The 10,234-nt window shown below is 66.2% G+C and carries 7 protein-coding genes and 2 pseudogenes; 6 read left to right on the top strand and 3 right to left on the bottom strand.

Translation table 11 applies throughout. From position 1 onward, the window contains the following. Positions 1-1,995 (top strand): annotated as a pseudogene (locus tag BST42_RS29825) (hypothetical protein); the annotation flags it as partial. Between the two features lie 63 nt (positions 1,996-2,058). Here BST42_RS29825 and BST42_RS28800 read toward each other — a convergent pair. Genes BST42_RS28800 through BST42_RS28790 form a run of 3 tightly spaced genes read right to left on the bottom strand, consistent with a single transcriptional unit; the run spans position 2,059 to position 4,557 of the window. After that, positions 2,059-3,423, bottom strand: a complete 1,365-nt coding sequence (locus BST42_RS28800; protein WP_083123116.1) for a cytochrome P450 — start codon at positions 3,421-3,423, stop codon at positions 2,059-2,061. A 40-nt stretch (positions 3,424-3,463) separates the two neighbouring features. Further along, positions 3,464-3,661, bottom strand: coding sequence for a ferredoxin (locus tag BST42_RS28795; protein ID WP_036344115.1), 198 nt, complete (start codon positions 3,659-3,661; stop codon positions 3,464-3,466). Positions 3,662-3,696: 35 nt separating this feature from the next. After that, entirely contained in the window at positions 3,697-4,557 is an 861-nt protein-coding gene (locus BST42_RS28790; RefSeq protein WP_083123115.1) for a mycofactocin-coupled SDR family oxidoreductase, read from the bottom strand. Between the two features lie 454 nt (positions 4,558-5,011). On the opposite strand from BST42_RS28790, the gene BST42_RS28785 reads away from it, so the two are divergent. The 5 genes and pseudogenes from BST42_RS28785 to BST42_RS30265 all read left to right on the top strand — a co-directional run. Next, on the top strand, positions 5,012-6,514 hold the full coding sequence (locus tag BST42_RS28785; RefSeq protein WP_083123114.1) for an aldehyde dehydrogenase family protein: 1,503 nt from the start codon (positions 5,012-5,014) through the stop codon (positions 6,512-6,514). Further along, on the top strand, positions 6,511-7,716 hold the full coding sequence (locus BST42_RS28780; RefSeq protein WP_083123113.1) for a CaiB/BaiF CoA transferase family protein: 1,206 nt from the start codon (positions 6,511-6,513) through the stop codon (positions 7,714-7,716). Before BST42_RS28785 ends, BST42_RS28780 begins: the two co-directional genes overlap by 4 nt. 17 nt (positions 7,717-7,733) lie before the next feature. Further along, positions 7,734-8,945 (top strand): OB-fold domain-containing protein, encoded by a 1,212-nt coding sequence (locus BST42_RS28775; protein ID WP_083123112.1) that lies wholly within the window; start codon positions 7,734-7,736, stop codon positions 8,943-8,945. After that, entirely contained in the window at positions 8,942-10,111 is a 1,170-nt protein-coding gene (locus tag BST42_RS28770) for a thiolase C-terminal domain-containing protein (RefSeq protein ID WP_083123111.1), read from the top strand. Before BST42_RS28775 ends, BST42_RS28770 begins: the two co-directional genes overlap by 4 nt. Further along, positions 10,101-10,234, top strand: a pseudogene (locus tag BST42_RS30265) (ABC transporter permease); the annotation flags it as partial. The gene BST42_RS28770 and the pseudogene BST42_RS30265, both read left to right, overlap by 11 nt.

Here is a 10,234-nt window from a genome sequence, read left to right as displayed (position 1 = left end):
ACCACGTTCACGGGTCAGCTGGCGACCACGATCCAGGCCGGAATTGCGGCCGGGCTCACCGGTTTCCAGGCTCTGCTCGACGCGCTGGGTAACCCGCTGAGCGCACTGTCGGCGGCCTTCCAGGCAGCGTTGGCGGCGTTCCCGAACCCGCAGGCGTTCATCAACGCTCTGGTTCAGGCGTTCAGCAACATCGACGTCAACCTGGGTCTGGCCTTGCAGGCCGCGCTCAACGTCGGTGTCGACGGGCTCCAGGGCTTCGTGGACGCGCTGGTCAACGGTGGAGCGCAGCTGGCGGCGGCGTTCAACGCCGCACTGGCCAACTTCCCGAGCCCGCAGGCGTTCGTCGACGCGTTGGTCGGGGCATTCGCAGCGATCAACCCGGCCCTCGGCGTGCTCGCGGATGCGTTCACCACGTTCACCGGTCAGCTGAATGCGACCATCCAGGCCGGAATTGCGGCCGGGCTCACCGGTTTCCAGGCGCTGCTTGACGCGCTCGGTAACCCGCTGAGCGCGCTGTCGGCGGCCTTCCAAGCGGCGCTGGAGGCGTTCCCGAACCCGCAGGCGTTCATCAATGCTCTGGTTCAGGCGTTCAGCAACATCGACGTCAACCTGGGTCTGGCACTGCAGGCCGTGATCAACGCCTCGATCGAGGGCCCGCAGGCCTTCCTCGAAGCGCTGGTGTCGGGTGGGGCGCAGCTGGCGGCGGCATTCAACGCCGCACTGGCCAACTTCCCGACGCCGCAGGCGTTCGTGCAGGCGTTCGCCAACGCATTGGCGGCGCTGAACCCGACGCTGGGCATCCTGGCCAACGCGTTCACCACGTTCACCGGTCAGCTGGCCACCACCATCCAGGCCGGCATCGCGGCCGGTGGGACCGCCTTCCAGGCGGTGCTCGACGCGTTGAGCAATGGTGCCACCGCGCTGTCGGCGGCGTTCCAGGCGGCTCTGGCCGCGTTCCCGAGCCCGCAGGCGTTCGTCAACGCGCTCGTCGACGCTCTGGGCAATATCAATGTCGACCTGGCACTGGCCTTGCAGGCAGCGCTCAACGTCAACCTTGATGGGGCGCAGGCGATCATCGACGCGCTGGCCAACGGGGGTGCGCAGCTGGCAGCGGCCTTCAACGCGGCTTTGGGCGACCTCCCGAGTCCGGGCGAGTTCGTCACTGCGGTCACCGGAGCGCTCGGTGGCGGTCTGCAGGTCGCACAGCAGGTGTTCAACCAGGGTGCAGCAGCACTCCAGGCTGGAATCGACGCCGGGGTGCAGGTGGGCAACCAGCTCCTCAACGCACTCGGCAACGGCCTGGTCCAGGGCGGTGCGGCTCTGAACGCGGCGATCAACGCTGCGCTGGCTGCCTTCCCGAACCCGGAGATCGTGGTCAACGCGCTGGCGAACGCGGGCGCACAGATCGCCGCAGGGCTGAACACCCTGGTCAAGGGGATCAACGCGAGCCTGGGGATCAACATCAGCTTCGACATCGGTGGCATTCACATCGGTGGTGGCATCAACGCCGGAGCAGGGGGTGGGGCTGCGGCCCTCGCCGCCGCCGGAGCCGCAGGAGCTGCAACGGTCAAGAGCATCAATGACACGGTGACGGGTATCGCCGGCAATGCGCCGACGGTCTCGCTGAAGGTCCCGGGAAGCACTCCCGCGCCGACGGCGAACAAGACCGCCGACACGACGCCGACGACCTCGGCTCCGAGCACGAAGGTCTCGGCTCCCAAGCTGAATCTCCCGGCACCGCCGAAGATTTCGCTGCCTGCGCCGCCGAAGATCTCGCTGCCCGCGCCGCCGAAGATCTCGTTGCCTGCGCCGCCGAAGGTGTCGCTGCCGTCGCTGCCGAAGCCGTCGACCAAGGGATCCTCGGATACCAAGGCCGGCACCAAAGCAGACAGCTCGACCAAGGGTTCGGGCTCGGGTTCGGGCTCGGCCAAGGGCTCGGGCTCGGGTTCGGCCAAGAGCGGATCCGCCGGCAGTGCGAAGAAGGGCGCTGCCTAACCAGCACGAAACGAACTGTGGCCCTCTCCGAAAGGAGGGGGCCACAGTCGTTGGTTCAACCGTTCACCAATCGATGACGGCGACTTCTTTGCGCTCGGTGATGGGGCGGGCCAGACCCTGCTCCTCGCAGATCCGCTGCAGGTTGGCCAGCGTCTCATCGAGTCCGGGACCGAGGCGCGGTCCGGGAGTGAAATCGGCAGGCAGGTGTTTCATGCCCTGGATGACGCCGATCGTCTCGTAGTGCACGGTGCCTTCCTGGTCGCAGACGTAGTCCGGCATCCGGTCGAGCACGGCGGTGACCATCGACTTGAATACCGTCCGAGCCACGTTCGAGCCGACGCAGCGGTGCACGCCGATACCGAAGCTGAAGTGACGGTTACCCTTCCGATCCAGCACAACATCATTGGGCCTGTCGAAGACCGAGGGATCGCGGTTGGCCATCGCCCACGACAGCCACAGCCGCTCACCCTCCTTGAAGCGGTGCCCCTCGACCTCGACGTCCCCCGAGAACGTGCGGCCGTCACCGGGGGCGGGGGTGTAGTAGCGCAGGAACTCCTCGGTGGCGGAGTCCAGCAACGCGTCCCGCTCGCGGCTGAGCCGGTCTCGCTCGGCGGGATGCTCGCTCAGCCATTCCAGTGAATGAGCGGTGAGGGCTGTGGTGGTGTCGAAGCCCCCGCCGATGATCAGCCCGAGGTTGCCCAGTATCTCCAGGTCGGGGGCGGGCTCACCGTCAATCCGCAGTTGCAGCAGTGCGTTCACCAGGCCGGGCCGCGGATTCTCTCGGACCTCCATCATGGTGGTGACCATGTCGAGGCCCATCTGCCGGTTCATCTCGGCGACGCGCGCGGCATCCGGCGAGTGTTCCGGGGTGGACACCGACAGGTGGGCCGGCTCGCTGTATACCGGCCACTTCTGCAGTTCGATACCCATCATGGCGAGGGTGAGCACCGCCGGCACGATGTTCGCGAGGTCATCGACGAAGTCGATGTGCCCAGACTCGATCTTCTCGTCGAGCGACGCCCGTACGATCTCGTCGACGAACGGCACCCAGCGCTTGACCGCGGCGGGGGACAGGTACGGATTCAGCGCCCCACGGTATGAGCTGTGTTCGGGCTCGTCCATCTCCAAGATGCCGCCGCGAACCACCGTGGCTCGCTGGGCCTTTGGGATCGTGATGCCCTTGTAGGGTGTTTCACCGGTCAGGTCGTGGTGGTTGGAGACCACCGGACAGCGTGCGAGCTCGAAGACCTCCTTGCTGCCGGCGGCCACCCAGTGACCGTCGTAGACATCGGTCCACGCCATCGGGCAGCGGGACTGCATCTCCTCGGTGATCTTCTCGAACTGCTGCCGATATTCCGGCGTGTGCCGATCGAAGTGATAGGTCGGCTGCTTTCGTTCGGTGTCGTCAGTGACGTCATCGATACTCAAGGCATTGTCTCCCTTGATATTTGGCTGGCAAAGCTGGAGGTCAGTCCTCTTCGATGAGGATTGCCTGTTCCGGACAGGAGTGCGCCGCTTCGCGCACGAGCTCGATCTGGTCGGCCGGAACCTCTTCGGTCACCGGCGACGAGCTGCCGTCGATATCGCTGAGCTCGAACATGTCTGGAGCGATCATGGCGCACAGCGTGTGCCCCTGGCAGCGGTCCTGGTCAACCCGAACCTTCACGGATTCCCTCTCAAATCTGTTGATAGTTCCGGTGTTCAGACGTGGTAGTCGTACCACTTGAGGTAGCCGCCGGCATCCACGCGCAGCTGCATGCCGGTGACGTAGCGGGCCTCGTCCGACGCCAGCCATAACACCGCGTTGCTGATGTCCAGCGGCTCGACGAAGTTGACCTTCATCGCCTGCTGGATGCCGAACACCGGCTCGGCGTCGGCGCGGGTCGGGTTTTCGAGATCCGGCCGGAACGAGCGATACATCGGGTCGCTCTGCAGCATGTCGGTGTTGCAATTGGTCGGGTGGACGACGTTGGCCCGGATGCCGCGTACCGCGAGCTCGGTCGCGAGGTCATGAACATAATGCGAGAGAAGGCGTTTGGCGACCATGTACGACATCCCGCCCGGGTCCGCGCCTGGGTTGTCCTTCTGGTGTGCGTCCATCAGCGCCGCGGTGGATCCTGTGGCGATGATCGAGGCCCCCTCCTCCAGATGAGGAAGCGCCACCTGGATCGCATTGATGGTTCCGATCAGGTTGGTGTTGATGACGTCGCACCACGCCTGCAGTGGCGGCTGCCCTTTCATCCCGGCGATGCCGGCCTGAGCGACGACGATGTCGACCTTGCCGAACTCGGCGAGGCCCTGGTCGAGGGCCGCCTTGAGTTGGGTGGCCTCACGAACGTCGGCCTGCGCGGTGACGATGCCGCGCCCGGTCTTCTTGACCAGTTCGGCGGTCTCCTCGAGATCCTCCGGGGTCGCCATCTTGTAGCCGATGGTGTCGATGTCCTTGCACAGGTCGACAGCGATGATGTCGGCGCCTTCTTCGGCCAGCCGCAGGGCATGGCTGCGGCCCTGCCCGCGCGCGGCACCGGTGATGAAGGCGACTCTGCCCTGGACTCGTCCCACAGGTATTCCTCTCTCTGACTTCTGTCGTGTTGTCGTGAAAAGTCTTGTGGTGGCAGTACTCAGATGTGGGCGATGTCGAGCAATCGCCGAAACGAGGTGCGGCGCGACACGACACTGGTTGCCAACGCCGTCGTCACCGGCCATCTCCGTCGCGGTCGGGAAGGGGCGGACATGCTTCACCACGGCGTGCACGTCCGGTCGTGTCGCCGGTCCAGCGGATCTCGTAGGTCAAGAATCGCCCTTTCTGATATGAGAACGCTACTCTCGGTGTGATCCATTTCGCAAGACACTTCGACGCAATGTGTCTAACTGCGGAGATGCGGTAGCTGACCGCATCACGAGGGCGCCTCTGGGATGTGACGTGTTCGGTGAACGCGGCTTGAGTTCTCTCGCACCGAATGTATGATTCGCCGGAGATGAGAACCGAGTTATCCGACGACTGGAGGAGTTGCTGATGTCGGCCCAGGACACGACGGCCACCATCGCGAGCGGCGAGCAAGCGGGGCAGAGCCAGGTGTCCGACCGGCACATGCTGATCAACGGTCAGCTCGTCGGCGCCCACCACACCTATCCGTCGATCAATCCCGCCACCGGAGACGTCGTGGGCTATGCGCCGAACGCGGACGTCGCCGACGCCGAGCGCGCGATCGCCGCGGCCCGAACGGCCTTCGACACCACCGACTGGTCCACCAACGTCGAGCTGCGAATCCGGTGCCTCGAGCAGTTGCACACAGCGCTCGTCGAGCACAGCGACGAACTGCGTGCGCTGACGATCGCCGAGGTGGGAGCGACCAAAGCGCTGACCGAAAGCGCCCAACTCGACGACCCGATCCGGATCATCGGTTACTACGCAGACCTGCTGAAGACCTATGAGATGTCCGAAGACCTCGGCGAGATCGAGAGTCGAGGGCAGCGCCACCACCGCTGGGTGGAGAAGGAAGCTGCGGGCGTGGTGGCCGCGATCATCGCCTACAACTATCCGAACCAACTGGCGCTGGCCAAACTGGGTCCGTCGCTGGCGGCCGGCTGCACGGTCGTCCTCAAGGCCGCGCCGGACACCCCGCTCACCACGCTCGCGCTCGGTGAGGTGATCGCCAAGTACACCGACATCCCCGCGGGCGTCATCAACGTGATCAGCTCCACCGACCCCGCGGTCGGTGCCGCACTGACCACCAGCCGCGACGTCGACGTCGTGACCTTCACCGGGTCGACGGCGACGGGACGCAAGATCATGGCGGCGGCCAGCGACACCATCAAGAAGGTGTTCCTGGAACTCGGCGGCAAGTCGGCCATGGTGGTGCTCGACGACGCCGATTTCAGCAATTGCGCCATGATGGCGGCGTTCATGATCTGCTCGCACGCGGGCCAGGGCTGCGCGATCACGACGCGGCTGCTCGTACCCCGGGTGCACCACGACGAGATCGTCGAGTTGGTGAAGAACTTCATGGGCATGGTCCGCTACGGGGATCCGGCCGACCCGGCCACCTACATGGGGCCGCTCATCAACGACACCCAGCGCGAGAAGGTCGACGCCATGGTCCAGCGCGCGGCGGCGGCCGGTGCGACCGTCGTCATCGGCGGTAAGAAGGTCGACGGCCCGGGCTTCTTCTATGAGCCCACGTTGATCACCGGAGTCGACCCCGACAGCGAGCTCGCCCAAGAGGAGATCTTCGGCCCGGTCCTGGCGGTCCTGGCCTATGACGACGATGACGATGCGGTGCGAATCGCCAACAACTCCATCTATGGGCTGTCCGGTGGAGTGTTCGGTGGCCACGACCGTGCACTGGCGATCGCCCGCCGGATTCGCAGCGGCACGATGGGCATCAACGGCGGCAACTACTTTGGCCCGGACAGTCCGTTCGGCGGATACAAGCAATCCGGTGTCGGGCGCGAGATGGGTGTGGCCGGCCTTGAGGAATTCCTCGAGCGAAAGACCCTCGCGGCGGTGGTGTCGTGAGGCCGCTCGACGGGGTCCGCATACTCGAGGTGGCGATGTACGGCTTCGTGCCGTCGTGCGGTGCGGTGTTGGGGGAGTGGGGCGCCGAAGTCATCAAGGTCGAGCATGCGGTCACCGGTGATCCGCAACGCGGCCTGCGGCAGACCGGCCCGCTGCGGGTCGAGGGCGACCCGAATCCCAATGTGGAGCATGCCAATCGGGGCAAGCGCAGCATCGGGTTGGACATGTCGGTCCCGGAGGGCAAAGAGGTTCTCTACGAACTCGCCCGCCGATCCGACGTGTTCCTGACCAGCTTCCTGCCCGGGCACCGCACCAAGTTCGGCATCGACGTCGGAGACATCCGTGCGGTGAACCCGAACATCATCTACGCGCGCGGCAGCGCCTTCGGTCCGCGTGGCCAGGAGTCGGAAAAAGGCGGCTATGACATGACCGCCTTCTGGTGCCGGGCCGGCACCGCGGCGACGATCACGCCGCCGGGGACCGAGGGCATGATCGCCCCGCCCGGACCTGCCTACGGTGACACCATCTCCGGTACCAACCTCGCAGGCGGAATCGCGGCGGCGTTGTTCAAGCGCGAACGGACCGGCGAAGCGTCGGTGGTAGACGTGTCACTGCTCGGCAGCGGGCTGTGGGCGATGGGCCATACCATCGCGTTGACTCAGCATCTCGGTGAGCGGCTGGTGGCACCGGTGCCGGGCGTGCACGGCTCACCGATCAATCCACTGGTGGGCCTCTACGAAACCGCCGACGGCCGCTACATCTCATTCGTGATGATGCAGCCGACCAAGTTCTGGGCGGACGTGTGCCGGCATATGGATATCGCCGAGTACATCGACGATCCGAGGTTCTCCGGCGTCGAGCAGATCGCCGCTAACACCGCCGACGCCGTCGAGATCCTGGGCAAAGCGATGGCCACCCGGACCCTGTCCGAATGGTCGACGCGGTTCGCCACGCTGGCCGGCCCGTGGGCGCCGGTGCAGGACACCCTGCAGGCCGCGGCCGATGCACAGGTGCGGGCCAACGAATACCTGGTGAGGGCAGGCGAATTGGAGCTGGTCGCAAATCCGGTGCAGTTCGACGTCGCCGCACCGCAGAGCGGCCCGGCCCCGGGATTCGCCGAGCAGACCGACGAGATCCTCGCCGAGCTCGGCCTGGACTGGGACCGCATCATCGAACTCAAGACCGCTGGCGCGGTCACCTAGGTCGCGCCGGAGAATCCATGCCCCACATCGTCGCCATTGGCACCTACCTACCCTCATGGGGGTGTGACGCACATCGCATAGCCGGCGATGACGAGGACGCCATCACACTCGCTGTTGAAGCGGGCCGGGCGGCGCTGTCCGAGGGTGGCGCCGTCGAGCGGGTGGTGCTGGTCAGCCGGGACCTGCCGCTGGTGGAGAGCAGTAATGCCGCGGTCCTCCTGGCCGGTCTCGGATTGGATCCCGAGCTCGAGGTCGACGAGCGGCTCGGCGGCGCGCCGGCCACGCTCGACGCGGTCAGCTCGGCCCGGCCGCGCACGCTGGTCATCGGCTCCGACTTGGATCCGGCTGGGGCAGCGGCGATCCTGACTGGCGAGGACGGCTTGCAGGTTCGCACCGCCGCGCGGGTGGCCCGCAGTCTCCCCGTCCGCACCCGCAATGCCGACGGGGTGGTACACGACTACGGCGACCCGCGGCTGCTCCACGAGCGCGGGCTGGTCGCCTCGCTGGCGGCGGCGTGGCTCGACACTCCGGTCGCGCTGGCCGGCGTCGACCACGACCGCGCGATCGAACTGTGCGGCGGCGAAGCGCCTGTCGTGCCGACCGCGGGTGCCAGCGCCGGACTGTTCGCGCTGGCCGCCCTCGCTGACTCGAATGTCAACGGCCCGTTGGTGGCCGTCGAACAGGCCAGCTTGTCTGGCGTGACAGTGGCCGGCGGCGGTGCCGCCGTCTACCGGCGGGAGCCGGCGGCGCAGCCGCGACCGCAGACCAGGACTGTCGCCGGCGCCGACATCCCGATCTCCCTGGCCGCCTACGAGCGGGCCTTCGAAGCCAAGGTGCGGTGGGAGGCCGGCCGCCACAGCGGCAGCGAGGATTTGGACTTCCCGCCCCGCTACCACCTCGACGAGGCCGGCCGGCTGGCCACCGACTACGAACTGGTGCCGCTGCCCCGGACGGGAAGCGTCTACACCGAAGTCACGGTTCACATCCCGGTGCCGGGTCTGCGGACGCCCTACTCGTTGGTGATCGTCGAGCTCGACGGTGTCGGTGTGCGCGCACTCGTCAAAGTCACCGGCGTCGAGGCGGGCGCGGTGCACATCGGCGATCGTGGCCGGCTGACGCTGCGTCGGGTGGCCGTGCGATCGGGCGTGCCCGACTACGGGTACGCGTTCGAGCCGTATGCCCCCGCGACTCCGCGGGCGCCCTCCGTTCGATCATGGGGTGCGGCATGAGGCGTGTCGCCATCGTCGGTGCCGGAATGACGGCTTTCGGCGAGCATTTCGCCCTCGGGTTGAAGGACCTGCTACCGATGGCGTTCGCCGAGTGCGCTGCTCGGGTTGACAAGGGCGTCAACAAGTCTGAGATCGACGCCGCCTGGTTCGGCGCGATGGGAACGGCCGACGGCTTCCCGGCGGGGATCCTCGCCGATTCGCTCGGCCTACCCGACCTGCCGGTGACCCGGATCGAGAACTCCTGTGCGACCGGCAATGACGCGGTCCGCAACGCCCTATACGGCATCGCCTCCGGTGCGGCCGATGTCGCGTTGGTGATGGGCGCGGACAAATTGCGGGAGACCGCGTCCAAGCAATTGCTGTGGGAGTGGGAGGCGATGGCCCGCGACATGGCGTGGGATTATCCGTTGGGATTGGTCGCGCCCGCGGGATTTGCCCTCCATGTTGCGCGTTATTTGCACGAAACGCCTGCCACCCGTGAACACATGGCGATGGTTGCGGTCAAGAATCACCGGCACGGGCTGTCGAATCCGAAGGCGCGGCTCCGCTTCGAGGTCACCATCGATGAGGTGCTCGCCGCGCCGATGGTGGTCACACCATTCGGCGTCTACGACTGTGCACCTCAAAGTGACGGTGCCGCAGCACTTTTACTGGCGGCCGAGGACGTGGTGGACCGTTTCACCGACCGGCCGGTGTGGATCCGCGGCGTGGGACTGGGGCTGGATTCCGTGATGCATCAGCACAAAGCGGACATGACGACGTTCCCGGCGACGACCCGCGCGGCGAAAAGAGCGTTCCGAATGGCAAATATGACGCCCGCCGACATCGATGTGGCGGAAGTTCACGATTTCTTCACCGGCATCGAATTGATCAGCTATGAAGATCTCGGCTTCGCCGAACCCGCGGAGGCCTACAAGTTAATGGAGGCCGAGGTGACTTGTGTGGGTGGAGCATTGCCGGTGAACCCCAGCGGCGGCCTGAAGGCCAAGGGCCACCCACCGGGAGCCACCGGAGTTGCTCAGTGCGTGGAACTCTTCGACCAGTTGCGCGGGAACGCCGGCAACCAGGTGGATGGCGCCCGAATCGGGCTGGCGCACAACATTGGTGGTCCGACAGCAGTCGCTGCGGTGACGATTCTGGAAGGACCGGGTGGCCATGGCGGGTAAGGGGGCCGATCGTTGGTCGCCGGGCATTGCGCTGAGCAGTGCGGCCGGTCCGATGCAGGCTATTGGTGGCTTGTTTGCGATGTCGGCGGATGCGGTGCGGTTTGTGTTTCGGAAGCCGTTTCA

Origin of the sequence: Mycolicibacterium rhodesiae (genome assembly GCF_002086695.1) — a bacterium.
In the GTDB taxonomy this organism is placed as follows: Bacteria; Actinomycetota; Actinomycetes; order Mycobacteriales; family Mycobacteriaceae; genus Mycobacterium; species Mycobacterium rhodesiae.
This window is presented reverse-complemented; position numbering and strand designations above follow the sequence as displayed.

What these genes read in the sequence shown, in the direction of transcription:
- BST42_RS28775 (WP_083123112.1), top strand. Translation starts at nt 7,734, where the DNA reads ATGCCCCACATCGTCGCCATTGGCACCTACCTACCCTCATGGGGGTGT.
- BST42_RS28785 (WP_083123114.1), top strand. Translation starts at nt 5,012, where the DNA reads ATGTCGGCCCAGGACACGACGGCCACCATCGCGAGCGGCGAGCAAGCG.
- BST42_RS28770 (WP_083123111.1), top strand. Translation starts at nt 8,942, where the DNA reads ATGAGGCGTGTCGCCATCGTCGGTGCCGGAATGACGGCTTTCGGCGAG.